The sequence below is a fragment of the Synechococcales cyanobacterium CNB genome (assembly GCA_030263455.1).
Classification (GTDB): Bacteria; Planctomycetota; Phycisphaerae; order Phycisphaerales; family UBA1924; genus CAADGN01.
On sequence record SZOZ01000003.1, the window covers coordinates 25,292 to 50,237 of the forward strand.

Below are 24,946 nucleotides of genomic sequence, written 5' to 3' on the forward strand. Positions count from 1 at the left end.
CGCGTGGTGTGGCGCGCTGTTCGCTACGATCGTGCGATCTTCAAGGAGACACGCATGCGCACGCGGATGGGATTGTTGGGCACGGCTGCCTGGGCGGCTCTGGCGTTCGCGGTTTCGAGCGTTCCGGCGACTTCACCGGCGGTCGCGCAGGACCGCTTGGTGAAGATTGATGGTTCGAGCACGGTCTTTCCCGTGACGGAGGCGGTGGCGGAGGAGTTCCAGAACTCGACGCGGGGTCGCGTCAAGGTGACGGTCGGCATCTCGGGGACGGGCGGGGGATTCAAGAAGTTCTGCCGGGGGGAAACGGACATCTCGAACGCGTCTCGTCCGATCATGGGGGGTGAGATGGCGCTGGCGCGCGAGAACGGGGTGGAGTACTTTGAGTTGCCGATCTGCTTCGACGCGATCACGGTTGCGGTGCACAAGGACAACACGTGGGCGACCTCGATGACGGTCGAGGAGCTGAAGCGGTTGTGGGAGCCTGAAGCGCAGGGGAAGATCACGATGTGGAGCCAGGTCCGCGCCGGCTGGCCTGAGCACCGGATCGACCTGTTCGGTCCGGGGACGGATTCGGGGACGTTCGATTACTTCACCGAGGCGGTCGTGGGGAAGGCGAAGTCGAGCCGGGGCGATTTCACGGGGAGCGAGGACGACAACGTGCTGGTGCGTGGGATCGAGGGCAATCGGCACGCGCTGGGGTATCTGCCGTTCGCGTACTACGCGGAGAACACGAACCGTTTGCGCGCGGTGGCGATCGACTGGGAGCAGGACGAGCACGGTCCGATGCTGCCGGACATGGACAACGTGGTGAAGGGGCTGTACAACCCGCTGTCGCGGCCGCTCTTCCTGTACGTGAACAGGAACTCGTACGAGACGAAGCCGTGGGTGAAGCAGTTCGTGGACTTTTATCTTGAGCACGCGGCGGAACTGGCTGAGGAGGTGAAGTATCTGCCGCTGCCGGCGCGTGCCTACGAGATGGCCCGGGATCGGCTACGCTCGGGGCAGACGGGCACGGCGTTCGGCGGCGAGCCGGAGGTTGGTGTTTCGGTCGAGGAGATTCTGAGCCGCCAGCCGACGCGGTGAGGCAAGCGGGGGCGGATCGCCCCGGAGCGAGATGGTGGAGCCGCGGGAAGCCGCAGATGCCGCGAAGCCGGTCCAGCGATCGGTGCCGCACGCCGATGCAGCGGCCGTGCTGCGGTTGCGGCGGGCGGTGGTGGACCGGGCGATGCAGTGCGTGCTCGCGCTGGCTGCGGCGTCGTCGATCGCGGTGACGCTGGGGATCGTGTACATCCTGATCTCGGAGTCGGTGCCGTTCTTCCGTGCGGTGGGGGTGAAGGACTTTCTGACGGACACGATGTGGACGCCGCAGTTCGCGGTGCCGCGGTACGGGATCGTTCCGCTGCTGATGGGTACGCTGGTGACGACGATGGTCGCGCTTGCGGTGGCGTTGCCGGTGGGGAGCGTCATTGCGATCTGGCTGAGCGAGTTCGCACCGGCGCGCCTGCGCGAGACGGTGAAGCCGGTGCTGGAGTTGCTGGCGGCGGTTCCGACGGTGGTGTACGGGTATTTTGCGCTGCTCTTCGTGACGCCGCTGCTGCAGCGGATGTGGCCGGGCCTGCCGACGTTCAACATGCTGGGGGCGGGTCTGGTGATGGGGATCATGATCATCCCGTACGTGAGTTCGCTGAGCGAGGACGCGATGCGTGCGGTGCCGATGCTGCTGCGTGAGGGTTCGTTCGCGGTGGGTGGGAACAAGATCGTGACGGCGATGCGGGTGGTGTTCCCGGCGGCGTTCTCGGGGATCGCGGCGGCATACGTGCTGGGCATCTCGCGTGCGGTGGGTGAGACGATGATCGTGGCGGTGGCGGCGGGCCAGCAGCCGCTGAGCATCGACCCGGCGCGTCCGCTGGACGCCGTGAATCCCGGGCAGCCCGGGGCGACGATCACGGCGTTCATCGTGTCGGTGAGCCTGGGGGACGTGCAGCACGGGGAGATCGGGTATCAGGCGATCTTCGCGGCGGGGCTGACGCTGTTCGTGGCGACGCTGGGATTCAACGTGGCGGGGTACCTGCTCCGCAAGCGATTCAGGCAGGCGTACTGACGCATGACCCCGATTGAGCGCACCATCCGGTTCCGGCGGTACCAGGACCTCGGGTTCCAGGCGCTCGGGGCGTCGCTGACGGTGATTGCGCTGCTGGTGCTGGGGGCGTTGCTGCTCGACCTGACGAGGACCGGTCTCGGGCGGCTGTCGTGGAGTTTTCTGACATCGTTTCCGTCGCGAAAGGCGGAGCAGGCGGGCATCGCGTCGGCGATCGTCGGATCGTTCTACGTGATGCTGGTGACGGCGTTCACGGCGATCCCGCTTGGGGTGGCTGCGGGCGTGTTTCTCGAGGAATACAGCCGTCGGAACTGGTTCACGGCGATCATCGAGATCAACATCGCGAACCTTGCGGGGGTGCCGTCGATCGTGTACGGGCTGATGGCGCTCAGCTTGTTCGTGTACACGTTCGGGCTTGGCGAGAGCATCCTGGCGGGGGGGCTGACGCTGGCGTTGCTGATTCTTCCGATCGTGATCGTGGCGACGCGCGAGGCGCTGCGGTCGATCCCGCAGCACATCCGGGAGGCGGCGTACGCGATGGGTGCGACGCGGTGGCAGGTGGTGCGGCACCACCTGCTGCCGTACTCGACCGGTGGTATTGCGACGGGTGTGATCATCGCGTTGTCGCGAGCGATCGGTGAGACGGCGCCGCTGATCACGATCGGGGCGTTGACGTTCATCGCGTTCCTGCCGCCGACGCCGTTCGCGCCGCGTCCGGAGGAGGATGGCGGGGGGCTGTACGGACCGTTCGAGTGGCTGGATTCGGGGTTCACGGTGCTGCCGATCCAGATGTTCAACTGGGTGTCGAGGCCCGGGGAGGCGTTCCTTGCGAACGCGGCGGCCGCCGGGATCGTGCTGATCGTGGCTACGCTGGGACTGAACGCCCTGGCGATCGTGGTCCGCAACCGGATGAGGAGGCGGATCCGATGGTGACGGCAGGACTGGAGACGATGGACCGCCCCGTGGCACAGCAGATGGAGACTCGTGAGGCGTCGCTGCGCGAGGCGTGGTCGGCGTGGCCTGGGGTGGCGTCGGGCCGGCACGTCCCGCCGCCGATCAAGGCGGACGTTCGCGCACTGAGTTTCTGGTACGGGAGGGTGCAGGCGGTGAAGAACGTGTCGATCCCGATCGCGGATCGGCGTGTGACCGCGCTGATCGGTCCTTCGGGGTGCGGGAAGACGACACTGCTGCGGTGCTTCAACCGGATGCACGACCTGTACCGGAACACGCGGTACGCGGGGCAGATTGTGCTGCACCCGAGCGGGACGGACATCATCGACCGGCGAGTCAACCCGATCGAGATGCGGATGCGGATCGGGATGGTTTTTCAGAAGCCCAACCCGTTCCCGAAGTCGATCTTCGAGAACGTGGCGTTCGGGCTTCGGATGAAGGGTGTTCGTGGCCGGTCGGAGATCGCGGACCGTGTGGAGGCGGCGATCCGGGCGGCGGCGTTGTGGGACGAGGTGTCGGACCGGCTTCGCAAGCCGGCGTATGACCTGTCGGGCGGTCAGCAGCAGCGGCTGTGCATCGCGAGGGCGTTGGCGACGGAGCCGGAGATGGTGCTGTTCGACGAGCCGACCTCCGCGCTGGACCCGGTGGCGACGGCCCGGATCGAGGAACTGGTGCAGTCGCTGAAGGAGCGTGTGACGGTGCTGATCGTGACGCACAACATGCAGCAGGCCGGGCGTGTGTCGGACTTCACGGCGTTCATGTACCTCGGGGAGATGGTGGAGTTCGACCGGACGGAGAAGGTGTTCCAGAACCCCGGCAAGCAACTGACGGAGCAGTACATCAGCGGGCGGTTCGGGTGAGCGTGCGGCCCCGTCCGGGGGCGGTTTGCGGGGGAAGCGGGGGGCAGTTCGGCAGTCGCGGCCCGTTGTTGCCGATACCTTCGCCTACTATCCCGGAATGCCCGGGGGCGACCGTGCGGCCGTCCTCCGGCCCTCCCACAGGGATTCGTGATGAGCCTCCCGCCCAGAGCCGTGTCCCCCTCCGTGAACGGGTGGAACGCCCCCTACCTCGACGCTGAGTACGAGCGGTACCGGCGCGACCCTGGGTCGGTGTCGCCCGAGTCGCGGGCGTTCTTTGCCGGGTTCGAGTTGGCATTGGCGGGTTCTCCGCCGTCGTCGTCGGTGCAGCAGCCGGCGGTCGGGCACGCCTCGCCGTTCCAAGTCGCGGTGGACCGCTTGATCGAGTCGTACCGGGTGATGGGGCACATGGCGGCGCGGCTGGACCCGTTCGGTCGTGAGAGGGAGCGGCCGGTCGCTCTTTCGCTGGGGCACCACGGGTTGAGCGAGGCGGACCTTGACCGGCCCGCGGACGCGAGCGCGATCGGGATGGCGGCGGCGACCCCGCTGCGTGAGATCGTTGCGAGGCTGGAGGAGACGTACTGCGGCTCGACGGGCGCGGAGTTCATGCACATCCAGACGGTGGAGGAGCGTGAGTGGCTGCTGGCGTGGTTCGAGAGCCGTCGCGGCCGGATCGAGTTGACGCATGGTGAGCGTGCGCACGTTCTGGCGCAGTTGCTGGCGTCGGAGCAGTTCGAGAACTTCACGGCGAAGCGTTACCCCGGGGACAAACGGTTCAGCCTGGAGGGTGGCGAGTCGCTGATCCCGCTGCTGGACCGGCTCGCGGAAGCGAGCACGGAGCTCGGGGTCGAGGAGATCGTGCTCGGGATGGCGCACCGCGGGCGTCTGAACGTGCTGAACAACATCCTGGGGAAGACTTACGCGCAGATTTTCACGGAGTTCGAGGACAACTGGGAGCAGGACTTCGCGGACGGTGGCGGGGACGTGAAGTACCACCGGGGCTACTCCGGTACGCGGCAGTTCGGGAACGGCCGGATGCTGCACCTTGCGATGGCGAGCAACCCGAGCCACCTGGAGGCGGTGGACCCGATCGTGCTGGGGCGGTGCCGGGCGAAGCAGCGTCTGCGGGGTGACACGGAACGGCGTCGGGTGATCCCCGCGCTGGTGCACGGCGACGCGGCGATCGCGGGGCAGGGGATCGTGGCGGAGTGCCTGAACCTGTCGCAGCTGGAGGGGTACACGACGGGGGGGACAATCCACGTGGTCGTGAACAACATGATCGGGTTCACGACGCTGCCGGAGGACGGGCGGTCTTCGCGGTACTGCACGGACGTGGCGAAGTTCGTCGAGGCGCCGGTGCTGCACGTGAACGGGGAAGACCCGGAGGCGTGCGTCGCGGCGGCGCAGCTGGCGATCGAGTACCGTCAGCGGTTCCGCAAGGACGTGTTCATCGACATGTGGTGCTACCGGCGGTACGGGCACAACGAGCAGGATGAGGCCTCGTTCACGCAGCCGGTGATGGCGGCGCTGATCAAGCGGAAGCCGAGCGTGCTGAAGGTGTACGCGGAGCGGCTGCTGGCGGAGGGGGTGATCAACGAGGCGGATATGGAGGCGATCCGCCAGCAGCTGGACGAAGCGCTGGAGAAGGCGCAGGAGGCGGCGAAGAGTTCGCCGTATGACCCGACGATCGACCCGGGGAGCGCTCGGTGGTCGGGGCTTCAGCCGCGGTACTCGCACGATCCGGTGGAGACGGGTGCGAAGCGGGAGTTGATCGAGCGTGTGTGCGCGGGGCTGGCGAGGGTGCCCGAGGGCTTCCGGGTGAACCCGAAGCTGAAGCGGCTGCTGGAGTCGCGAGCGCAGCTGCCGAAGACGGGTGAGATCAGTTACGCGGACGCGGAGTCGCTGGCGTTTGGTACGCTGCTGCTTGAGGGCGTGGCGATCCGTTTGAGCGGGCAGGACAGCCGGCGGGGGACGTTCAGCCACCGGCACGCTGTTCTGCGTGACTTCGAGACGGCCGAGCCGTACACGCCGCTGAACAACATGCTCCCGCTGTGGGAGCCTGGAGCGGGCGAGCCGTTCGCGCTCGGGAAGCAGCAGGCGCGGTTCTGCGTGTACGACAGCCCGCTGTCCGAGGTGTCGGTGATGGGTTTCGACTACGGGTACTCGCTCGCGGACCCGAACATGCTGGTGATCTGGGAGGCGCAGTTCGGGGACTTCGCGAACGGGGCGCAGGTGATCATCGACCAGTTCCTGGCGTCGGCGGAGAGCAAGTGGGAGCGGTGGTCGGGGCTGGTGCTGCTGCTTCCGCACGGGTACGAGGGAGCGGGTCCGGAGCATTCGTCGGCGCGTGTGGAGCGTTTCCTGACGCTGTGCGCGGGCGGGAACATGCAGGTCGTGTACCCATCGACGGCGGCGCAGATATTCCATCTGCTGCGTCGGCAGGTGAAGCGTGCGTTCCGCAAGCCGCTGGTGGTGCTGACGCCGAAGAGCCTGCTGCGCAAGGTGACGAGCACGATCGACGAGTTGGAGCGTGGTCGGTTCCTGGAGGTGATCGACGACCCGGCGTTCGAGGGGCCGAAGGCGGCGGACCGCAAGGGCGTGACGCGTGTGATCCTTTGCACCGGGAAGTTCTATTTCGAGTTGGAGGAGCGTCGTCGTGAGCTTGGTCGGACGGACATCGCGCTCGTTCGGCTTGAGCAGTTCTACCCGTTCCACCGGGACATGCTGAAGGGCATCCTGGACCGCTACCCGGCATCGGCGGAGGTGGCGTGGGCGCAGGAAGAGCCCCGGAACGCGGGGGCGGCGATGTTCGTGATGGATCGGCTGCGCGAGGAGCTGGGGATCACGGCGAAGTACCTCGGGCGTGAGGCCAGCCCGACGCCTGCGGTCGGCTCGAAGCGGATTCACGCGGTCGAGCAGGAGTCGATACTTTCGCGTGCGGTGGGGCCGAGGCCCGTGGAGAAATCGGGGGATGCGCCGCCGGCGCAGACGAAGCCCGTCGCCGCCGGTGCATGACGCCCGGGCTGGGAGCCTCTACGCTCAAGACCCCGTCGAGACAGGGACGATCCTCATGCCGGTGGATATCGTGATTCCGAACGTTGGCGAGTCGGTGACGAGCGGCGTGATCGCGTCGTGGCGTCGTGCGGAGGGGGACTTCGTGCAGCGCGACGAGCCTGTGCTGGACCTCGAGACGGACAAGATCACGATGGAGGTGACGGCTCCGGCGTCGGGCGTGCTGCACCACGCGGCGAAGGAGGGCGATGAGGTCGGGATCGGCGCGGTGGTGGGTACGGTGGATGAATCGGCCAAGCCGGCGGGGGGGAAGCCGGAGCCGGCCGAGGCGCCGAAGGCGGCATCGAAACCTGTGGAGGCGAAAGCGGAAGCGCCGAAGTCCGGGGCGGCCGCGCCGGTGGCGGTTCCTCCGGAACGCCCTCGCACGACGCCGCTGGCGGAGAAGATGGCGGAGGAGTTGGGGGTCGATCTGTCGCGCATCGTCGGGACTGGCGCTGGCGGGCGCATCCGCGAGCAGGACGTGCTTGCGGCGGTGCAGTCGCGAGGGCCTGGTGTGGCTTCGGGTGTGGCGTCCGGGGCGGCCCCCTCGGGCGGGGAGGCGTCGCGCGTGGTGTCGCGTGAGCGGATGAGTCCGCTGCGGCAGCGGATCGCGGCGCGGCTGGTGGAGGCGCAGCACACGGCGGCGATGCTGACGACCTTCAACGAGTGCGACATGACGGCTGTCATGGAGCTCCGCAAGCGGTACAAGGAGTCGTTCGAGAAGAAGCACGGGGTTGGGCTGGGGTTCATGTCGTTCTTCGTTCGTGCGGCGGTGAGCGCGCTGCGGGCGTTCCCGCTGGTGAACGCGTCGATCGTGACGGATGAGGAGGGCAGGCCCGCGATCGAGAAGCACGACTACTGCGACATCGCGCTGGCTGTCGCCAGCCCGAAGGGCCTGGTGGTGCCGGTGGTTCGGAACGCGGAGCGGCTTTCGTTCGCGGAGATCGAGGCGAAGGTGAAGGACTTCGCGGTCCGGGCACGGGACGGGAAGCTCGAGCTGAGCGAGTTGCAGGGAGGGACGTTCACGATCACGAACGGTGGGGTGTTCGGGAGCCTGCTCTCGACGCCGATCCTGAACCCGCCGCAGTCGGCGATTCTCGGGATGCACGCCATACGGAACCGTCCGGTGGAGCACCCGGAGCGTCCGGGTGAGATCGCGCTGCGTCCGATGATGTACCTCGCGTTGAGTTACGACCACCGGATCGTGGACGGCGCGGAGGCGGTGTCGTTCCTGGTGCGTATCCGTGAGGGGATCGAGCGTCCTGAGCGGCTGATGCTGGACCTGTGAAGTCAGGCGTGGTTGGGGGCGATGCGGTCGAGCAGGCCGTGGCAGGATCGCGTGAGCATGTCATAGACGTGCTGGAAGCCGTCGGGGCCGCCGTAGTAGGGGTCGGGGACGTCGAGTTCGCATTCCGGCGCGCCGTGGAGCGAGGGGTCGAAGGAGCGCACGAGGCGGACGCGGGTTTCGGGCGCGCCGGCGTCGAGGAGATGGTCGCGGTTCGAGCGGTCCATGGGGAGGATGAGTTCGAAGCGCTGGAAGTCGGTGCGGGGGTCGAGCCGGCGTGCGATGGAGACGAGTTTGACACCGTTGGCGCGGGCGACGGCTGCGGCGCGTGCGTCGGGGCGTTCGCCGACGTGCCACGCGCCGGTGCCGCAGGAATCGACCTCGAATCGGTCGCGCAGGCCGCGTGCATGAGCGAGGTGGAGGAAGATGCCCTCGGCGAGCGGGGATCGGCAGATGTTGCCGAGGCAGACGAAGAGGAGCGAGCGTGGCGGCGTTTCGTGGTTCGCGCTCATGCGGCGGCCTCCTCGCGTGCGTCGTGGTTCCGACCGCGCCAGGCGAGATCGAGTGTGCGTGCGTAGTCCGATCGCTCAACGAGTTCGCGGGCGTGGCGGCGCACGGCGTCGGAGAGCGCGGCGAGTCGGGGACGGTCACCGGTGAGCCGGAGGAGGGCGCCGGCGATGGCGTTTGCCGAGCCGAGCGCGGCGGCGCAGTGGTCGCGTGCTTCGTCGGGGTAGAGCGGTTCCTGCACGATGCGTGTCGCGGCGACGACGGGAACACCCGTGGCGTGCGCGGCGGCGATGAGTGCGGCGGGCGGCGGAGCGTGCGTGTCGGTGGGACGGGCGACGACGGCGGCCGCGTCGCACGCGGCGATGAGCGAGGGGATGGCGCGCCTGGTCACGAGCAGTCGCCAGTTGATCTGCGCGCGGGCGTGGAAGCGGCGCGCGCGTGGGAGCGAGGCGGATCGGGCGTCCACGAGACCGCAGATGGTCGTGCCGGCGATGTCGAGGAGGCCGACCAGAAAGATGAACTGGCGAGCGTCGCCCGCCGAGGGCGGGTCCGCGAGGAGTGCGACGGCGAAGTCGTGCTCGTCGAGTTCGAGGGCGATCCGGGCGGAGGCGCGATCGGTTCGCGAGTCGCTGTCTGCGGCGGCGGCGGCGAGGACGTGCGCTGAGGGGAGGGGGAGGATTCGGGCCGTCGGGCCGCAGGCACGGCGTGCGGTGGTCTCGATGCCCTTGGTCCAACACTGCACGGCGTCGAATGGGCCGCGGTCGCGGACGAAGCGTCGAAGGCCGCTGAGGGCGAGCGCGGTTCTGCCGAGCGGCGCGACGATGCGGTCTGGGGTGGGGAGTCCGAGGTCGGCGGCGCGGGTTTCGGCCTCGCCCGCGCCGAGGATGCAGACGGTGTGGGCGTGATCGGGAGTGCGTCGGAGCGCGGCGGCGCAGGCGAGCGTGGCACCGTCCAGCCCCGGTCCGGTGGGGGGAGGAGCGAGGAGGTGGAGCACGCGCCGTTGGCGTTCGGCCGGGTTCACCGCGCTGCCCGTTCGTCCGAGACGGTGGTCTTCTCGTGGGAGAAGAAGGTCTGCGCGAGGCGTGTACCGACGAGTTTGGCGAACTGCTCCTGGGCCTCGCGGATGCGAGCGGCCTCGACGGGGGCGGTCCCCTGTCGCTGAGGGGCGGTGACGAGGAGTTCGTAGCCCTGGTCGTCCTCGGGCCAGAGCCTTTTCTCGGTTGGGACGTCGATGACCTTCACGCGGAGTCGGGCGGTGGGGAGGTAGGACTGGCCGTCGGGCGAGAGCGTGAACTCCTCGACGGCGGCGTAGACGACGACCTCGGCGTTGACGGCCTTGCCGACCTCGGTAACAGGGACGAGTTGTCCGGTCCTGGACTGGCGCGAGGCGGTGATGGCGGCGCGTGCGTCGCGCAGGTCTCGCACGACGCCCTTGTCCACGAGGGTCTGCTCGGCCTGGGTGGCGATGGCGAGCCGCAGGTCGCTGCGCGGGAGCCTGGCGCCGATGTCATCGATGAGGATGACGGTCGGCCTGTCGCGCTCGAGCGTGTGTGCAGCGGGGGTCTTGGGCGGGCCGTGCGCGATCATGAAGACGGGAGCGACGATGTTGCACGCGGCGAGCGCGCAGGGCATCGACGCGAGGATGCACGCGAACAGCCCGCTGGCGAGGAGACGGGGCCTAGTAGGTGATGACGTTCGGTTCCTTGTGGTCATAGAACAGCCAGGTCGCTCGATCGACGAATCGTTTGACGAGTGCTGAGGCGACGAGCGTGCCGGAGACGCCGTGGACGCCCTGCCCCTCGGAGTCGGGGAACTGGACGCGGATTTCGCGTCTGAAGACCTCGAAGTCGGGGTTGTTTGAATCGGCCTCGTAGACGGTGAGCGCGCCCCAGCCCAGCCCGTTCCACTGGTAGGGGTTGCCCGGCTCCCGGACGCGGTACTCGATGAGTTCGACGCGGACGAGGCGGTCGACGCCGAGTTCGGCCATGAGGCGTGAAGGTTCCCACGCGGTCCAGGTGGGGTCGCTGTTGAGGAAGGGCAGGGCCTGTGATGCTGGGACATAGTGCGTTGCGCCGACGCCGTTTGCGGGGTCTGCAAGGCGGGCGGTGATGCGCTCCATGAGTGTCGGGACGATTCCCGGGAAGTCCGCCTGGACGGAGCGATCGGCGATGACGACGACGGCGAAGGACTTGCCCTGCAGGCCGCGGTACTGGGCGGGGACGTTTGTGGAGCCTGCCCGGTGGGCCGACTCTGCCATGCCTCCGATCAGGGGGGCGACCATGCACCCGCTCATGCCTGCGGCGGTGACGAGGGCCGCGAGGGAGGCGCGTGCCGCTTTCCATCGCGTCCGCCATGTCAGGCGTGTCGTCATCGTGAGACCTCCTGAGGAGCCTGGCGCGGCAGGGCGTGGCGGCCGTCCCTGCTTGCGGGACGCGACGGGAAGCCTATCCCGTCCGCCAGACGGCAGCCTTGTAGGCCCATGCCGCGAGCAGGACGGCAACGCCCCAGCCCGTCGTGTGTGGAGTCACCATCCTGCCATAGGTCCGCCCGAGCCGCGAGCCGGTTGCCGCGACGTGGAGGAAGCCCCAGAAGAGTGCGGCGAGGAGGATTGCAGCGAGGGCGCCCGCCGGCTGTGTGAGAAAGGCCTGGAAGAAGCGTCCGTGTGCGGCGAGGCTGACGGCGGTGGTCATGCCGCAGGTGGCGCATGGCCAGTCGAGGGCCTGCGCCCAGGGGCATGGCGGGAGGCCGAGTTGTGTGTGCGTGCCGTGGCCGTCGGGGTCGGGGGTAGCCGATGCTGCGGCGACGAGGACGGCGAGTGAGGCGGCGGAAACGGCGGTCGCACCGATTCGCTCACCGATGCCGACGCGAGCGGCGGAGGGCTGGGTGTTGGTCGTGGGGGGGGCTTCGCGGTCGTCGCTCACGCGCGAGTGTAGGGTCGCGGGTCGTGCTCACGCGGAGAGTCGAAGTTCCGAGGCCTCGGGTTTCGCCGGTTCGTCGGCGAGGAGGACGGAGCCGCCCGTCGGGCGTGCGATGGTCGTGCGATGCTCGTCGAGTCGTCGCAGGCGGTCGGCCATGAGGAGGACGTCCTGCGGTCGTGTTGCGCGGGCGAGGACATCGCGGACGAGAAGGACGCGGATGCCGACGGCGGCGGGTTCGGCGTGCGTGCCGTTCGCGGGCAGGTCCGGCGCGACGTGGCCGTCGTCGAGGAGGCACCAGAACTGTCGAGCGGTGCGGTCGAAGCGGTAGACGAGTCGGAGGAGGCGCATTTCGAGCGTGCCCTGGAGCGCGGTGACGAGGAAGCGGTCGTCGCCGAGGTGTCCGAGGAAGGTGTGCGGGTCGTCGCCGACGACGGTGCCGCGGAGGAGTGAGACGAGGTGCTGGATGAGGGCGTCGCCCATGTCGTAGCCGTATGCGGCGTTGTAGGCGGAGAAGCCGCGGACATCGACGATGGCGGCGTCGTATCCGAGGCGAGCCTGCACGCTGGCGGCGTCGCCGATGCGTGCTTCGAGGAGTTCGGCGAGGTGCTGATCGCAGCAGACGCGGCCGGGGAGGCCGGTGAGCGGTGCGGTTCGGGTACGGACGGAGCGACAGGCGTCGAGCGCGGCGTGGAGAAGATCAGTGACGGTGAGGACGCCGACGGGCGTCTCGCCCTTGACGAGAAGGACGGGGCATCCGGCCGCGCTTTCTTCGCGGCAGGCGGCGAGTTCGAGGAGAGCGAGCACGTTCGTGCCATCCGCCGGCGCTGTGGCGCAGGAGCGGGCGATCATGCCGAGTGGTTGCGATGCTCGTGCGTCGCTGGCGGCGCGGAGGAGTTCGTCGCGAGCGCACCAGCCGACGAGGCATCCCGCCTCGGTGACGGCGACGCCGGGCACGCCGGGGTCGCGAAGGATTCGCAAGGCGGCCTGGGAGACGCGCTCGGAGCCGTCGAGGGCAAGGACGGAGCGGCCGTAGGCATCGGCCTGGAGTTCGCGGGGGTCGTGGGCGTGGCCAGCATCGGTGCCCTGTCGCGCGTTGCGCAGGGTTTCGAGGACGCCGGGGTCGAGAGACTGTCGTGCCTGGCCGGGTCGTCCGAGGAAGTAGCCCTGCCCGATGCTGACGCCGAGTTCCATGAGCGAGGCGACCTCGGAGGCTTCCTCGATGCCCTCGGCGACAATCTGCACGCCGCTGAGCCTGCCGAAGTGGAGCATGAAGCGGATGAGGTTCTGCCGAACACGGTCGCGATCGACGGAGGCGACGAGTTCGCGGTCGAGTTTGAGCCAGTTGGGGCGGAGGAGCATGATGCGGCTGAGGCCGCTGGTCCCTGCGCCGACGTCGTCGATGGCGAGTTGGAAGCCGTGGTCCTTGACTCGGTGTGCCTGTTCGAGAAGGTCGCTGGCGAAGGGCGCCTCTGAACGTTCGGTGATTTCGAGGACGACGCGACCCGGGGCGAGGCCCCCTGCATGGAGGAGTTCGTCGCGGACGGTATCGGCGAATCGTGCATCGCCGAAGACCTGGGGCGAGCAGTTCATGAAGAGGAGGACGCCGGCCTTCCACGACGCTGCGGCACGGAGCGCGGTAAGGCGTGCGACGCGTTCGACGTCCCAGAGGCGGTCCGCGGCGGCGGCGGCGTCGAAGAGTTCGCCGGCGTTTGCGAATCCGGATTCGGGCCGGGGGCGGCAGAGCGCTTCGAGGCCGAGCACGATGCCCCGGCGGAGGTCCACGATCGGCTGGAAGGCGGTGTCCACGAGGCCATCGCGGACGAGGCGTTCGAGCCGTTGCAGGTTGTCTTCGTGGGACTTCCCGGACGGTGCGTTGTGCTTCGCAGGGTGGGGCATCGGTCTGGTGCTCCACTCGCCGGCTGCCGGGCCGGTCGATCGGGAGCATCATCGACGCAGGCCCCCCCTCGCTCAGGGCAGAGGAGGGATCGGGCCGATCGACCTGGACGGATGCGCCGACAGGGAAGGCTGGTCGGCGAGTTCTCGGGCAGCGGGCGGGCGTGGCGGCCTGGGTGAGCCGGGATTGTGACCCGAGGCGGCGGGAGATCAGTCGAAGCGGAAGACGCCCTTGCGGTAGCCGTAGACGTAGGCGACGACCGTGGTGAGGAGGAAGAACATGATGCGTCCGAGCCAGAGGGCGGACTCGTTGGAGCCGGGTTCGAGTCCGCGGAAGGTCGTGGCCCAGGGATAGAGGAAGACGATCTCGACGTCGAAGACGAGGAAGACCATGGCGATGAGATAGAAGCGGACGTTGAAGCGTTTGCGGGCGGTGCCGACGGGGTTCATGCCGGACTCGTAGGTCATGCCCTTGGTGCGTCCCTTGCGGGCGGGTCCGATGAGCATGGTGAGAACGACATTCGCGGCGGCGAAGGTGATGGCCATGAGGAGGATGATGCCGACGGGGAGGTAGGGTGCGAGACCGTCGTTGGCGAGTGTGGTGGGCATGAGGGGGGGACTATAGCAGGCAGCGTGCGGGGTGCAGGTGCAAGGGGGTTGGCTGCCGAATCGGCAGTCGGGTGCGGGGTGTCGTCCGGGTGCTGACAGATGGGCGTGAAGGTTGAGCCGGGGTTGAGCCATCTGACCGGGCTTGGGAGGCTGGAACGAGCCTTGGTGTGCTGGCACCGTGGTTGCCTCGTGTGGTGGCGGAACCGAGGCTGTCGGTCCATCCCGGGGCGAGTCCGGGCGTGGGTCCAGCCGTAGTCAGCCAAACTGAGACAGGGAGCGAATCGCCCATGGCAGTCAAGCAGCTCACCTTCGACGTCGAGGCCCGGCAGTCCCTTCTGTCCGGGGTGGAAAAACTTGCGAGCGCGGTGAAGAGCACGCTCGGCCCTCGCGGCCGCAACGCGGTGCTGGACAAGTCGTGGGGCGGCCCGACGGTGACGAAGGACGGGGTGACGGTGGCGGAGGAGATCGAACTCCGCGACAAGGCGGAGAACATGGGGGCGAGGCTGGTGAAGGAGGCGTCGAGCAAGACGTCCGACGATGCCGGGGACGGGACGACGACGGCGACGGTGCTTGCCGAGGCGCTGTTCCGGGAGGGCCTGCGGCACATCGCGGCGGGCGTGGACGCGAACGCGCTGGTGCGTGGGATGAAGCGGGCGGTGGAGGCGGCGTGCGTGCACATCGACTCGCTGGCCAAGCCGGTGAAGGGGAAGGCGGACGTGCAGAACGTGGCGACGATCAGCGCGAACAACGACGCGGAGATCGGTCGCATCATGGCGGAGGCGTTCGACAAGGTCGGGAAGGACGGGGTGATCACGGTCGAGGAGGGCAAGAGCCTTGAGACAGAGGTGAAGGTCGTCGAGGGGATGCAGTTCGACCGGGGCTACCTGTCGCCGAACTTCGTGACGAACGCGGACGAGATGAAGGTCGTGCTCGAGAAGGCGCTGGTGCTCGTGCACGAGGACAAGATCGACAACGTGACGAAACTGGTTCCCCTGCTCGAGAAGGTGATGCAGGCGAAGAAACCGCTGCTGATCATCGCGGAGGACGTGACTGGCGAGGCGCTGGCGACGCTGGTGATCAACAAGCTGCGGGGGACGCTGCAGGTCGCGGCGGTGAAGGCGCCTGGGTACGGCGACCGGCGCAAGGCCATGCTGCAGGACATCGCGGCGCTGACCGGTGCAACGGCGGTGATGAAGGACCTGGGCGTGGAGCTTGACAAGATCGAGCTGCGCCAGCTGGGGATGGCGAAGAAGGTCGAGATCGACGCGGACAACACGACGATCATCGAGGGCGCCGGCTCGACGAAGGACATCCAGGCGCGCATCGAGCAGATTCGGCGCGAGATCGAGACGACGACGAGCGACTACGACCGCGAGAAGCTGCAGGAGCGGCTGGCGAAGATGGCGGGCGGCGTTGCGCAGGTCCGGGTCGGGGCGGCGAGCGAGGCGGAGCTGAAGGAGAAGAAGGCCCGCGTCGAGGACGCCCTGCACGCGACGCGGGCTGCGGTCGCGGAGGGGATCGTGCCGGGCGGCGGGGTTTCGTTCATCCGGGCGCGGTCGGCGATCGAAGGTCTGAAGGAGTGGAAGGCGGTCTTCGGGAAGTCGAAGGAGGTCACGGCGGACGACGTGGGGCAGGCGCGGTTCGACGTGGCGGCGGGGATGGAGGTCGTGCGGCAGGCGTTGACGGTGCCGCTGTTCACGATCGCGGAGAACGCCGGGGCGAAGGGTTCGGTGGTTGTGGCGAAGGTGGCCGAGAGCGAGAAGGCGAACTACGGGTACAACGCGCTGACGGGCGAGTTTGTGGACCTGGTGCAGGACGGGGTGATCACGCCGGCGAAGGTGGACCGGCTCGCGCTGCAGAACGCCGCGAGCGTGGCGACGGTGCTGCTGACGGCGGACTGCATCATCACGGAGAAGCCTGAGAAGAAGGACGCGAACGGCGGGCACGACCATCACCACGGGGGCGGCATGGGCGGCATGGGGGGCATGGGGGGGATGGACTTCTGATCGACGATCATGGCTCAACCCATGGAACTCCATTCCTCCATCCGCGGGTTTCTGCTCTCGCAGGCGGCGTCAGGCGGGGGTGATCGGCCCGTGGACGCGGCGGCGATCGCGGGTGCGATCAACCGGCCTCGGGAGACGGTGATCCGCGCTTTGCGGGTGATGCGGGACGAGTTGGGGGAGGTGACGTACACGCCGGCGACGGACGGCGGCTTTGGACTGCCGCGACGTCCGGCTGACGGAGAAGGGACGGCAGCAGTCGTACCACGACGAGACGCACGCATGACATTCGCGGCTGCGGACGCCGCGGAGGGATGAGCGCACGAGACGCGGGCCGACCCCGCGAGAGACGGAACGGAGAAACGCAGCATGGCCATCAAGCCGCTTGAGGATCGGATTGTCGTGAAGCCGGTTGAGCAGGAGTCGAAGACGAGCAGCGGTCTGTACCTTCCTGAGACGGCGAAGGAGCGCCCGATGCAGGGCGACGTGGTCGCGGTCGGGCCTGGGAAGCTGCTCGAAAACGGGAAGCGTGCCCAGCCGACCGTCGGCAAGGGTGACCGCGTGGTGTTCGGGAAGTACGCGGGGACGGAGGTGGAGATCAAGGGCGTGAAGCACCTGATCCTGCGCGAGACGGAGTTGCTTGGCGTGATCGAGGGATGACGGAAGAAGAGCGGAGCATCCGAGCGGCAGAACAGCAGACTGCGTGCCCGTGTTGCTCTCGCTTCGTTCGGATGTCCGGTGTTCTGCTGCTTTGCTGCTCTGATGCCCTGATTCTCTGAGAGGTACCCCATGTCCACGAAGCAGATCATGTTCCACGACGCCGCGCTTCTTGAGATGAAGAAGGGCGTTGATCGGTTGGCCGACGCGGTGAAATGCACGATGGGGCCGAGCGGTCGGCACGTCGTGATCGAGAAGTCCTGGGGCGGGCCGTCGGTGACGAAGGACGGCGTGTCGGTGTCGAAGGAGGTTTCGCTGCCCGAGCCGTTCCAGGCGATGGGGGCGAAGATGGTGAACGAGGTCGCCAAGAAGACGGCGGACAAGGCCGGGGACGGCACAACGGCGGCGACGATCCTCGCGCAGGCGATCTTCACGGAGGGTCTTCGCCACGTGGCGGCGGGTGCGAACCCGGTGCTGCTGCAGCGCGGGATCAACCGAGCGGCGGAGGTCGTGGGCGAGGCGATCACGGCGTCGGCGGTGAAGTGCAAGGGGAAGGACGACTACCGGAAGATCGCCTCCGTTTCGGCGAACCACGACGCGCAGGTGGGCGAGTTGATCGCGGAGGCGATCACGAAGGTGGGGCCTGACGGCGTGGTGGAGGTGGAGGAGGGCAAGAGCGCGGAGACGACGCTGGAGTACGTGGAGGGGATGCAGTTCGACAAGGGCTACCTCTCGCCGTACTTCATGACGGACCCGAAGACGGCGGAGTGCGTGCTCGAGGACGCGCTGGTGCTGATCCACGAGAAGAAGATCGCGAACCTTGCCGATTTCCTGCCGCTGCTGAACCGTGTGGCGGCGTCGGACAAGCCGCTGCTGATCATCGCGGAGGAGGTGGAGAACGAGGCGCTGGCCGCGCTGGTGGTGAACCGCCTGCGGGGCGTGCTGCGCATCTGCGCGGTGAAGGCGCCGGGGTTCGGCGACCGTCGCAAGGCGATGCTGGGGGACATCGCGGTGCTGACGGGCGGGACGTTCTTCTCGGAGGACCTCGGGCGCAGCCTCGAATCCATCGAGCTGGGCGAGCTGGGCCGCGCGAAGAAGATCGTCGTCACGAAGGACGACACGACGATCATCGAGGGCGGCGGGAAGAAGAAGGACATCCAGGCGCGGGCGGAGCAGATCCTGGCCCAGCACGAGAAGTCCACGAGCGATTACGACCGCGAGAAGTTGATGGAGCGGCACGCGAAACTGGTCGGGGGCGTGGCGATCATCAACGTCGGCGGGGCGACCGAAGTGGACATGAAGGCCCGCAAGGACCTGGTCGAGGACGCCCTGCACGCGACGCGTGCCGCGGCGAAGGAGGGGTATGTCCCCGGGGGCGGGGTTGCTTTGCTGCGGGCGCAGAGCCCACTGGACGCTGCGCGTGCGAAGGTGAAGGGGGACGAGCGTCTGGGGTTCGACATTGTTGAGGCCGCGCTGGAGGCGCCGGCGCGGCAGATCGCGGTGAACGCCGGTCACGACGGCGACCTGGTGGTGGAGAAGGTACGCGGAGGAAAGGGCGGGTTCGGGTTCAACGCCGCGACGGGCGAGTACACGGACCTGGTGAAGGCGGGGATCATCGACCCCGCGCTGGTGGCGCGGACCGCGCTGACGAACGCGGCGTCGGTGGCGGGGCTGATGCTGACGACGAACGTGCTGATCACGGAGTTGAAGGAGGACAAGCCTGTCGAGGCCGGCGCGGTGGCGTGACGGATCGATTCGCAGGCCCCGGGCGGAGACGCCCGAGGGCTTGATTCACAACCGAGGCACCGGGCACCGTGCAACAGGCAATCGTGCGGTGCGGGCGATCAGGGCGGGAGTTTCGCGCCTGGCGTCCGGTGCCCGGGGCCGAACGGCTGCTCATGCCCACGACCCGCGACTACTACGAGATTCTGGGCGTTGAGCGTACGGCGGACGCGGAGGAGATCAAGCGCGCGTACCGGCGGCTGGCGATGAAGCACCACCCCGACCGCAACCCCGGCGACGCGGAGGCGGAGGTGAAGTTCAAGGAGGCGGCGGAGGCCTACGAGATTCTCTCGGACGACGCCAAGCGCAAGGTGTACGACCAGTTCGGGCACGAGGGTCTGCGTCGCGGGGGCGGGCCTGCTACTCACGACTTCTCGCGGATGGACGTCTCGGACATCTTCTCGATGTTCGAGGACATCTTCGGGGGCGCGGGCTTCGGTCGTTCGACGTCTGGGCGTCGCGTGGCACGCGGGTACGACCTTGAAACCGAGGTCACACTCACGCTCGACGACGTGCTGCACGGGTGCGAGCGTGAGGTTGAGTTCACGCGGCTGGATGTGTGCGACGCGTGCACGGGGACGGGCGCGAAACCGGGCACGACTCCCGAGCCGTGCCCGACGTGCGGCGGTCAGGGGAAGGTGCAGCAGACCGGCCTCGGGGGGATGTTCCGCATGGTGACGGCGTGCCCGACCTGCCGGGGGCGCGGGACGGTGATTCGGGAGCAGTGCGAGGCGTGTCGCGGGCGTGGGCGTGTGTCGCGCAAGCGGCGCATCGGGGTGAAGATTCCGGCCGGCGTGTCGGAGGGGCAGGCGGTGCGGGTGCAGGGCGAGGGCGAGCCGCCCCCTCCCGAGGCGTCCGCGTCGGGGACGGGCGTGCGGGGTGACCTGCACGTGGTGATCCGTGTGCGGAAGCACCCGCGGTTCGTGCGTGACGGCGATCATCTTTTGATGGAGCAGCCGATTTCGTTCACGCAGGCCGCGTTGGGCGCGGAGTTGACGATCGAGACGCTTGACGGCGAGGCGACGCTGCGGATGCCGCCGGGGACGCAGCACGGTTCGGTGTTTCGGCTGGAGGGTGAGGGGCTTCCGAACCTGCGCACGGGTCGTCATGGCGACCTGCGCGTGGCGGTGCGGGTCGAGATCCCGAAGCGGTTGAGCGCGAAGCAGGAGGCGCTGCTTCGGGAGTACGCCGAGACGGAGGGCGCGAGCGTGCTGGCGGACTCGCCGAGCGTGCTGCGGAAGATGAAGGATTTCTTCGGCGGCTCGTCGTCGGGCCGCGAGGCGAACCGTGAGCCATGAAGAAGCACGAGCAGGACAAGCCGAACGAGGCCGTCGGCGAGGCCGCTGATGCGGGTGGGCAGGGTCAGGCACCTGCCGAGGACCAGGCGGCCGTGCTGAGAGCGGAGCTGGAGGAGTTGCGGGGCCGTTATCAGCGCGCGCTGGCGGACTACCGCAACTCGCAGCAGCGAGCGGCTTCGGAGCACCGGCTGGCGCGCGAGGCGGGTGTGGCTTCGGTCGTGGAGCGGTTGCTGAGCGTGCTGGACCATTTCGATCTTGCGCTCGCGCACGCGGGGGGGGCGGCGAGCGTGGAGCAGGTGGTGCAGGGCGTGCGGATGATCCGCGACGAGCTGCAGCAGACGATCCAGTCGCTGGGCGTGACGACGATCCGTCCGGAGGCGAACGAGGAGTACGACCCACAGCGTCACCAGGCGGTCGTGCAGCGGGCGTGCGAGGGCGTGCAAGCGGGGCGGATCGCGGAGACGTGCCAGGTCGGTTACGCGATCGGGGAGCGGTTGTTGCGACCGGCGAAGGTGGTCGTCGCGGCGGAGCGGGAAAAAGTTTCCGGGGATGGGGCGTGCGAAAGGTCCGAGTTGTGACGGAAGAAAACCACCAGACGATGTTGAGGGGTTGCCATGCCGACGTATGAGTATTCGTGCCGTGCATGCGGGCATTCCTTCGAGGAGTTCCATTCGATCAAGGCATCTCCCCTGAAGGTTTGCCCTCGATGCAAGAAGCGTGCGCTCGAGCGTGCGATCGGCACGGGCGGCGCGGTTCTGTTCAAAGGTTCCGGTTTCTACCAAACCGATTACCGATCGTCGTCGTACCGCAAGGCGGCGGAGAGCGAGTCGAAGCCCGGCCCGTGCTCCGAATCATGCGGGTGCGCGTCCGCGTCACCCGCGCAGGACAAGTCCTCGTCGGGGCGAAAGGAATCAGCGTCGGCGTCCGGTGCGTGACCGTGGTGCGCGCCGGCGCCCGCTCCGCGCCGGAACGCCATGCCACGACTTCCCACCATCCTCGTGACCGACGTGATCCGTTCGACGCACCAGGGCCAGAGCCACGGCGGGGCGTACCTGATCGACCTGGAGACGGGTTCCTCGACGCAGGTGCTGGACTGGGACACGATGGACATCGACTGGTCGGGGCGTGGGTTCGACCGGGGCCTTCGCGGCATCGCGTATCACAACGGGTCGGTGCTGATCGCGGCGTCGGACGAGGTGCTGGTGTTCGACCCGTCGTTCAAGTGGCAGCGGTCGTTCAGGAACCGGTATCTGCGGCACTGCCACGAGATTCACGTCGAGGGCGACCGGCTCTTCTTGACGTCCACGGGGTTCGATGCGGTGCTGGAACTGGACCTGCGGACCGGCGTGTTCACGGGCGCGCGGCTGGTCCGCCACTACCCGCACCGGGTGGTGACGGACCTAGGCTCGGTGATCCAGCACCGGCTGCGCGTGGGGCGGTTCGACCCGACACGGGCGGACGGCCCCAAGCCCGGCGACACGACGCACGTCAACAGCGTGTGGCGTGGGCGCGGGCGGACGTTCGTGGGTGGCGTGCGGCTGGATGCGCTGCACGCGCTGGACCGCGACGGGGCGAGGGCGTATGCGCCGACGCCGCCGTGGACGCACAACGCGCGGCCGTACCGCGACGGTGTGTTGTACAACAGCACGTCGGAGAACGCGGTGTGCTATGCGGACAGGGAGGGCAACGTGCTCAAGCGGTTCGCGGTTCCGGAGTTCGACCGCGAGACGCTGTTGAACGCGAACATTCCGGCGGACCACGCGCGACCGGGCTTTGCGCGCGGGCTGTGCGTGACGGAGGACGGGTTCGTGATCGCGGGTTGCTCGCCGACGACGATCACGGTGTACGAGTTCGAGACGGAGCGGGTGGTGCAGCGGGTGAACGTCTCGCAGGATGTGCGCAACTGCCCGCACGGGCTTGAGATCTGGCCGTACTGAGCCGCGGTAGTATCCCGGCGTGCGGATCATCGGTCACGGCATCGACCTCGTGGAGATCGCCCGGGTGGAGGGGCTGATCGAGCGGCATGGTCCGCGCGCGTTGGAACGCATCTTCACGCCCGGCGAGGCGGGGTACGCGGGGTCGTCGGCGCGTCTGCGTGGGCAGCGGCTGGCGTCGCGTTTCGCGGCCAAGGAGGCGGTGTTCAAGGCGCTGGGGACGGGCTGGAGCGCGGGGATGGCGTGGACGGACGCGGAGGTCGTGCTGCTGCCGTCCGGCGCGCCGACGATTCGGTTGCACGGTCGCGCGCGGGAGATCGCGGGCGAGCGTGGCATCGCGGGCTGGTTTGTCTCGCTGACGCACACGCGGACGCACGCGGCGGCGTCTGTGATCGCGTTCGGGGTGGCGTGAGGATGCGTCAGCCGCCGGCGCGGGCGCGCAAGTGGGGCAGGAACTCGGTGTGGTACCAGCGCATCCAGGCCTCGCGGTCCCAGCCGAGGCCGGCGGTCGATCGGCCCCAGAGTTCGCTGGTGAGGCCGACGAGGGCGTTGTGGACATCGACGCGGTAGGTGACGACGACGGCGTCGATGACGCGGAGGACGACGCCCTCGGTGACGACGCTGAGGGTCGGGTCGAAGCCGACCGCGCTGTCGGCGACGACGGGGGTAAGGTCGCTGACGAATGCGATCTGCTGTCCGATGACGATCCAGCCGAGGCTGCTGTTGCGGGCTTCGGAGGCGCCGCGGGTGTCGCCGCGCACCTGGGAGGCGATGAGGAGCGGGATCATGTCGTGGAGTCGGAGGGTGCGGATGATGCCGGCCGCGGAGGCGGCGTCGGCGTTTCGGTCGCGCTGGAGGCCGCCGGCGAGGACGAGTTTCACGCGATCGGAGACGTTGCCTGTCGTGGCGATGCGCTTGAGAAGGCGTTCCTCGGCGTTGAGTTTCAGGGCGGGATCGTGGTCGAAGACGGCGACCCAGGCGAGTGTGGCGTCTGCCTCGTCGGTGGCCTGGTCTTCGAGCATGTCGAGGATGGCGGTGCGGACGTCGCGGGCGTCGCGTTTGAAGACTTCGAGCAGCGAGGGGTAGGCGAAGGGCTGGGTGTACTTGCGGAGTTCGGCGATGCCGATCTGGCGGCGTTCGACTGCGCGTGTGTCGCGGAAGTAGGTGGCGCGAAGCTGCTGCAACTCGCGTTCGAGTTCACGGCGTTGCTTCTGCTGGGCGGCCCACTCCTGGTAGCGGGGGTCGTCCGGGTTCGGGATGTGCGCGCGCAGCCACTCGGGGACGGAGTCCCTGGTTTCGATGGTGGTGCGGGAGGCGGGCTGGGCCGCGGCGGGGGGCAGAGCGCAGGCCAAGACCATCGCCATGCCGACAGCAGCGAAGGAGTCCGCACGACGAGGCCTCGGACTCATGGTCAGCTCCCCGCAGGCCGAGGGTGGGGAGGCTGCGAGAGGCAGCCCCGGGTGGCCCGCGTCGAGCCGCGACGGTTCGCGGCACGGATGACGATACGCCGGACCCGTGCCGAGGGTTGCCCCCTGTCCGTCTGGCGTTTCGTTACAGTACCGTCCGGGTTCGGGCCATTCCGACGGAGCCGAGCGTGAGTGTTCACTGGCCGATCATCCGTTCGTGTCTGAGCAGGCCGCCCTCGACGGTCGTGATCGACGACCAGCGTCGGTACAAGGCGATCGAGATTCTGCTCGCGGCGTTCCACGTCGCGGACGAGATCGACCGGCGGACGAAGACGGGCACGGTGGGGCTGTTGCTGCCGACGAGCGGGGCGTTTCCGATCGCCGCGCTGGGGGTGTGGATCGCGGGTCGGACGGCGGTGCCGCTGAACTACCTGCTCAAGCCGGAGGAGTTGCAGTACGTGATCGACGACTGCGGCACGGACACGGTGTTCACGGTGGGTCCGATGCTGGAGTTTCTCGGGGGCGAGCCGCACGTGGAGAACCTGGTTCGCCTGGAGTCGATGAAGTTCCGGTCGTTCCCGGAGCCGCGCTGGCCAGCGGTGGCGACGCCGGAGGACCTGGCGGTGCTGCTGTACACGTCGGGAACGAGCGGTCGGCCGAAGGGTGTGATGCTGACGCACGGGAATCTCTCGGCGAACGTTCGGCAGGTGGGGGAGTGGGTCGAGTTTACGAGGCGTGACGTGATGCTGGGCGTGCTGCCGCAGTTCCACTCGTTCGGGCTGACGGTGCTGACACTGCTGCCGCTGACGGTGGGGATGCGTGCGGTGTACGCGGCGAGGTTCGTGCCGCAGAAGATCGTGCGGCTGATCCGCGAGCACCGGCCGACGGTGCTGGTGGCGATCCCGTCGATGTACGGCGCGTTGCTGACGGTGAAGGACGCGACGGCGGAGGACTTCGCATCGTTGCGGTACGTGGTGTCGGGCGGGGAGCCGCTGTCCGAGGACGTGTTCACGCGGTTCAGGGAGCGGTTTGGCGTGACGATCAACGAGGGGTACGGGCTGACGGAGACGTCGCCGGTGACGAACTGGTGTCGGCCGCACGAGTGGCGGGCGCGCTCGGTTGGTCGCGCGTTGCCGGGCGTGGAGGAGGTGATCGTTGATCCTGCGACGGGTCGCCCGCAGCCGCCCGGCGTCGATGGCGAGGTGCGCATCCGCGGTCCGAACCTGATGAAGGGGTACTACAACCTGCCGGAGGAGACCGCGAAGGCGATCGACGCGGAGGGTTGGCTGCACACTGGGGACATGGGTCGGATGGACGCGGACGGGCACCTGTACATCACGGGGCGGATCAAGGAGATGCTGATCGTCGGGGGGGAGAACGTGTTTCCGCGCGAGATCGAGGAGGCGATGAACCAGCACCCGTCGGTGGGGGCGTCCGGGGTGGTGGGGCTGCACGACCCTGTGCGCGGCGAGGTGCCGATCGCGTTCGTGGAGCCTGCGGAGGGTCAGACGATCGACGAGCGAGCGTTGCTGGCGCACTGCCGGGAGCGGTTGGCGGGGTACAAGGTGCCGCGCGAGGTGCGGGTGCTCGAGAAGCTGCCTCGGAACCCGACGGGAAAGATCATGAGGCGGGAACTCTCGGCGATGCTCGGGGACGGCGAGCGTCGGTCGCGGGGGTAGCATCCCGCGGCAATCCAA

Annotated in this window: 24 protein-coding genes; 16 read left to right on the plus strand and 8 right to left on the minus strand. The window is 68.4% G+C overall.

Annotated features, from left to right (window positions below; genetic code table 11):
• Positions 1-66: 66 nt before the first annotated feature.
• From FBT69_04465 to odhB, 6 genes are all read left to right on the plus strand, one after another.
• On the plus strand, positions 67-1,083 hold the full coding sequence (locus tag FBT69_04465) for a PstS family phosphate ABC transporter substrate-binding protein (protein ID MDL1904053.1): 1,017 nt from the start codon (positions 67-69) through the stop codon (positions 1,081-1,083).
• Between the two features lie 31 nt (positions 1,084-1,114).
• Positions 1,115-2,101 carry a phosphate ABC transporter permease subunit PstC gene (pstC, locus tag FBT69_04470; protein MDL1904054.1) on the plus strand — a complete coding sequence of 329 codons (987 nt, stop codon included), beginning with the start codon at positions 1,115-1,117 and terminating at the stop codon, positions 2,099-2,101.
• Between the two features lie 3 nt (positions 2,102-2,104).
• On the plus strand, positions 2,105-3,031 hold the full coding sequence (gene pstA, locus FBT69_04475) for a phosphate ABC transporter permease PstA (protein MDL1904055.1): 927 nt from the start codon (positions 2,105-2,107) through the stop codon (positions 3,029-3,031).
• A gap of 41 nt (positions 3,032-3,072) precedes the next feature.
• The gene (gene pstB / locus FBT69_04480) at positions 3,073-3,909 is read left to right on the plus strand and encodes a phosphate ABC transporter ATP-binding protein (GenBank protein ID MDL1904056.1); all 837 of its coding nucleotides are present in this window, start codon (positions 3,073-3,075) and stop codon (positions 3,907-3,909) included.
• Between the two features lie 150 nt (positions 3,910-4,059).
• Complete coding sequence (locus tag FBT69_04485; GenBank protein MDL1904057.1) at positions 4,060-6,921, plus strand: 2-oxoglutarate dehydrogenase E1 component; 2,862 nt, start codon at positions 4,060-4,062, stop codon at positions 6,919-6,921.
• 55 nt (positions 6,922-6,976) lie between these two features.
• The gene (gene odhB / locus FBT69_04490) at positions 6,977-8,245 is read left to right on the plus strand and encodes a 2-oxoglutarate dehydrogenase complex dihydrolipoyllysine-residue succinyltransferase (protein MDL1904058.1); all 1,269 of its coding nucleotides are present in this window, start codon (positions 6,977-6,979) and stop codon (positions 8,243-8,245) included.
• A gap of 2 nt (positions 8,246-8,247) precedes the next feature.
• Here the strand turns inward: odhB and FBT69_04495 are convergent, their stop codons facing one another.
• The 7 genes from FBT69_04495 to FBT69_04525 form a co-directional block, all read right to left on the minus strand.
• Positions 8,248-8,754 carry a low molecular weight phosphotyrosine protein phosphatase gene (locus FBT69_04495; protein ID MDL1904059.1) on the minus strand — a complete coding sequence of 169 codons (507 nt, stop codon included), beginning with the start codon at positions 8,752-8,754 and terminating at the stop codon, positions 8,248-8,250.
• Complete coding sequence (locus tag FBT69_04500; protein MDL1904060.1) at positions 8,751-9,770, minus strand: hypothetical protein; 1,020 nt, start codon at positions 9,768-9,770, stop codon at positions 8,751-8,753. Before FBT69_04500 ends, FBT69_04495 begins: the two co-directional genes overlap by 4 nt.
• The gene (locus tag FBT69_04505; GenBank protein MDL1904061.1) at positions 9,767-10,381 is read right to left on the minus strand and encodes a hypothetical protein; all 615 of its coding nucleotides are present in this window, start codon (positions 10,379-10,381) and stop codon (positions 9,767-9,769) included. The genes FBT69_04500 and FBT69_04505 overlap by 4 nt, the downstream gene beginning before the upstream one ends.
• Before the next feature lie 46 nt (positions 10,382-10,427).
• Positions 10,428-11,120, minus strand: coding sequence for a hypothetical protein (locus FBT69_04510; protein ID MDL1904062.1), 693 nt, complete (start codon positions 11,118-11,120; stop codon positions 10,428-10,430).
• Positions 11,121-11,193: 73 nt separating this feature from the next.
• On the minus strand, positions 11,194-11,670 hold the full coding sequence (locus tag FBT69_04515) for a DUF2752 domain-containing protein (GenBank protein MDL1904063.1): 477 nt from the start codon (positions 11,668-11,670) through the stop codon (positions 11,194-11,196).
• 27 nt (positions 11,671-11,697) lie between these two features.
• Positions 11,698-13,563: an EAL domain-containing protein gene (locus FBT69_04520; GenBank protein ID MDL1904064.1), complete on the minus strand. Its 1,866-nt coding sequence runs from the start codon at positions 13,561-13,563 to the stop codon at positions 11,698-11,700.
• Positions 13,564-13,770: 207 nt separating this feature from the next.
• Positions 13,771-14,106: an NADH-quinone oxidoreductase subunit A gene (locus tag FBT69_04525; GenBank protein MDL1904065.1), complete on the minus strand. Its 336-nt coding sequence runs from the start codon at positions 14,104-14,106 to the stop codon at positions 13,771-13,773.
• 350 nt (positions 14,107-14,456) lie between these two features.
• On the opposite strand from FBT69_04525, the gene groL (FBT69_04530) reads away from it, so the two are divergent.
• From groL (FBT69_04530) to acpS, 9 genes are all read left to right on the plus strand, one after another.
• On the plus strand, positions 14,457-16,175 hold the full coding sequence (gene groL, locus FBT69_04530) for a chaperonin GroEL (GenBank protein MDL1904066.1): 1,719 nt from the start codon (positions 14,457-14,459) through the stop codon (positions 16,173-16,175).
• A 9-nt stretch (positions 16,176-16,184) separates the two neighbouring features.
• Positions 16,185-16,490, plus strand: coding sequence for a hypothetical protein (locus FBT69_04535; protein ID MDL1904067.1), 306 nt, complete (start codon positions 16,185-16,187; stop codon positions 16,488-16,490).
• A 51-nt stretch (positions 16,491-16,541) separates the two neighbouring features.
• A complete protein-coding gene (locus FBT69_04540) occupies positions 16,542-16,832 on the plus strand; it encodes a co-chaperone GroES (GenBank protein MDL1904068.1) in 291 nt (96 codons plus the stop codon).
• A gap of 129 nt (positions 16,833-16,961) precedes the next feature.
• Positions 16,962-18,575, plus strand: coding sequence for a chaperonin GroEL (gene groL / locus FBT69_04545; protein MDL1904069.1), 1,614 nt, complete (start codon positions 16,962-16,964; stop codon positions 18,573-18,575).
• 152 nt (positions 18,576-18,727) lie between these two features.
• The gene (dnaJ, locus tag FBT69_04550; protein ID MDL1904070.1) at positions 18,728-19,909 is read left to right on the plus strand and encodes a molecular chaperone DnaJ; all 1,182 of its coding nucleotides are present in this window, start codon (positions 18,728-18,730) and stop codon (positions 19,907-19,909) included.
• The gene (locus FBT69_04555) at positions 19,906-20,487 is read left to right on the plus strand and encodes a nucleotide exchange factor GrpE (protein ID MDL1904071.1); all 582 of its coding nucleotides are present in this window, start codon (positions 19,906-19,908) and stop codon (positions 20,485-20,487) included. Before dnaJ ends, FBT69_04555 begins: the two co-directional genes overlap by 4 nt.
• Positions 20,488-20,523: 36 nt before the next feature.
• Positions 20,524-20,844, plus strand: coding sequence for a zinc ribbon domain-containing protein (locus FBT69_04560; protein ID MDL1904072.1), 321 nt, complete (start codon positions 20,524-20,526; stop codon positions 20,842-20,844).
• Positions 20,845-20,883: 39 nt separating this feature from the next.
• Positions 20,884-21,846: a hypothetical protein gene (locus tag FBT69_04565; GenBank protein MDL1904073.1), complete on the plus strand. Its 963-nt coding sequence runs from the start codon at positions 20,884-20,886 to the stop codon at positions 21,844-21,846.
• A 19-nt stretch (positions 21,847-21,865) separates the two neighbouring features.
• Positions 21,866-22,255 carry a holo-[acyl-carrier-protein] synthase gene (gene acpS / locus FBT69_04570; GenBank protein MDL1904074.1) on the plus strand — a complete coding sequence of 130 codons (390 nt, stop codon included), beginning with the start codon at positions 21,866-21,868 and terminating at the stop codon, positions 22,253-22,255.
• A 7-nt stretch (positions 22,256-22,262) separates the two neighbouring features.
• On the opposite strand, the gene FBT69_04575 is transcribed toward acpS, so the two are convergent.
• Positions 22,263-23,252: a hypothetical protein gene (locus FBT69_04575; protein ID MDL1904075.1), complete on the minus strand. Its 990-nt coding sequence runs from the start codon at positions 23,250-23,252 to the stop codon at positions 22,263-22,265.
• Between the two features lie 185 nt (positions 23,253-23,437).
• On the opposite strand from FBT69_04575, the gene FBT69_04580 reads away from it, so the two are divergent.
• Positions 23,438-24,928 carry a long-chain fatty acid--CoA ligase gene (locus FBT69_04580; protein MDL1904076.1) on the plus strand — a complete coding sequence of 497 codons (1,491 nt, stop codon included), beginning with the start codon at positions 23,438-23,440 and terminating at the stop codon, positions 24,926-24,928.
• The last annotated feature ends 18 nt before the right edge of the window (positions 24,929-24,946 follow it).

What these genes read in the sequence shown, in the direction of transcription:
- odhB (MDL1904058.1), top strand. Translation starts at nt 6,977, where the DNA reads ATGCCGGTGGATATCGTGATTCCGAACGTTGGCGAGTCGGTGACGAGC.
- pstA (MDL1904055.1), top strand. Translation starts at nt 2,105, where the DNA reads ATGACCCCGATTGAGCGCACCATCCGGTTCCGGCGGTACCAGGACCTC.
- pstC (MDL1904054.1), top strand. Translation starts at nt 1,115, where the DNA reads ATGGTGGAGCCGCGGGAAGCCGCAGATGCCGCGAAGCCGGTCCAGCGA.
- FBT69_04575 (MDL1904075.1), bottom strand. Translation starts at nt 23,252, where the DNA reads ATGAGTCCGAGGCCTCGTCGTGCGGACTCCTTCGCTGCTGTCGGCATG.
- FBT69_04520 (MDL1904064.1), bottom strand. Translation starts at nt 13,563, where the DNA reads ATGCCCCACCCTGCGAAGCACAACGCACCGTCCGGGAAGTCCCACGAA.
- FBT69_04495 (MDL1904059.1), bottom strand. Translation starts at nt 8,754, where the DNA reads ATGAGCGCGAACCACGAAACGCCGCCACGCTCGCTCCTCTTCGTCTGC.
- FBT69_04555 (MDL1904071.1), top strand. Translation starts at nt 19,906, where the DNA reads ATGAAGAAGCACGAGCAGGACAAGCCGAACGAGGCCGTCGGCGAGGCC.
- FBT69_04465 (MDL1904053.1), top strand. Translation starts at nt 67, where the DNA reads ATGGGATTGTTGGGCACGGCTGCCTGGGCGGCTCTGGCGTTCGCGGTT.
- FBT69_04565 (MDL1904073.1), top strand. Translation starts at nt 20,884, where the DNA reads ATGCCACGACTTCCCACCATCCTCGTGACCGACGTGATCCGTTCGACG.
- dnaJ (MDL1904070.1), top strand. Translation starts at nt 18,728, where the DNA reads ATGCCCACGACCCGCGACTACTACGAGATTCTGGGCGTTGAGCGTACG.
- groL (MDL1904066.1), top strand. Translation starts at nt 14,457, where the DNA reads ATGGCAGTCAAGCAGCTCACCTTCGACGTCGAGGCCCGGCAGTCCCTT.
- FBT69_04505 (MDL1904061.1), bottom strand. Translation starts at nt 10,381, where the DNA reads ATGCCCTGCGCGCTCGCCGCGTGCAACATCGTCGCTCCCGTCTTCATG.
- FBT69_04540 (MDL1904068.1), top strand. Translation starts at nt 16,542, where the DNA reads ATGGCCATCAAGCCGCTTGAGGATCGGATTGTCGTGAAGCCGGTTGAG.
- groL (MDL1904069.1), top strand. Translation starts at nt 16,962, where the DNA reads ATGTCCACGAAGCAGATCATGTTCCACGACGCCGCGCTTCTTGAGATG.
- FBT69_04535 (MDL1904067.1), top strand. Translation starts at nt 16,185, where the DNA reads ATGGCTCAACCCATGGAACTCCATTCCTCCATCCGCGGGTTTCTGCTC.
- FBT69_04560 (MDL1904072.1), top strand. Translation starts at nt 20,524, where the DNA reads ATGCCGACGTATGAGTATTCGTGCCGTGCATGCGGGCATTCCTTCGAG.
- FBT69_04485 (MDL1904057.1), top strand. Translation starts at nt 4,060, where the DNA reads ATGAGCCTCCCGCCCAGAGCCGTGTCCCCCTCCGTGAACGGGTGGAAC.
- pstB (MDL1904056.1), top strand. Translation starts at nt 3,073, where the DNA reads ATGGAGACTCGTGAGGCGTCGCTGCGCGAGGCGTGGTCGGCGTGGCCT.
- FBT69_04525 (MDL1904065.1), bottom strand. Translation starts at nt 14,106, where the DNA reads ATGGCCATCACCTTCGCCGCCGCGAATGTCGTTCTCACCATGCTCATC.
- FBT69_04510 (MDL1904062.1), bottom strand. Translation starts at nt 11,120, where the DNA reads ATGACGACACGCCTGACATGGCGGACGCGATGGAAAGCGGCACGCGCC.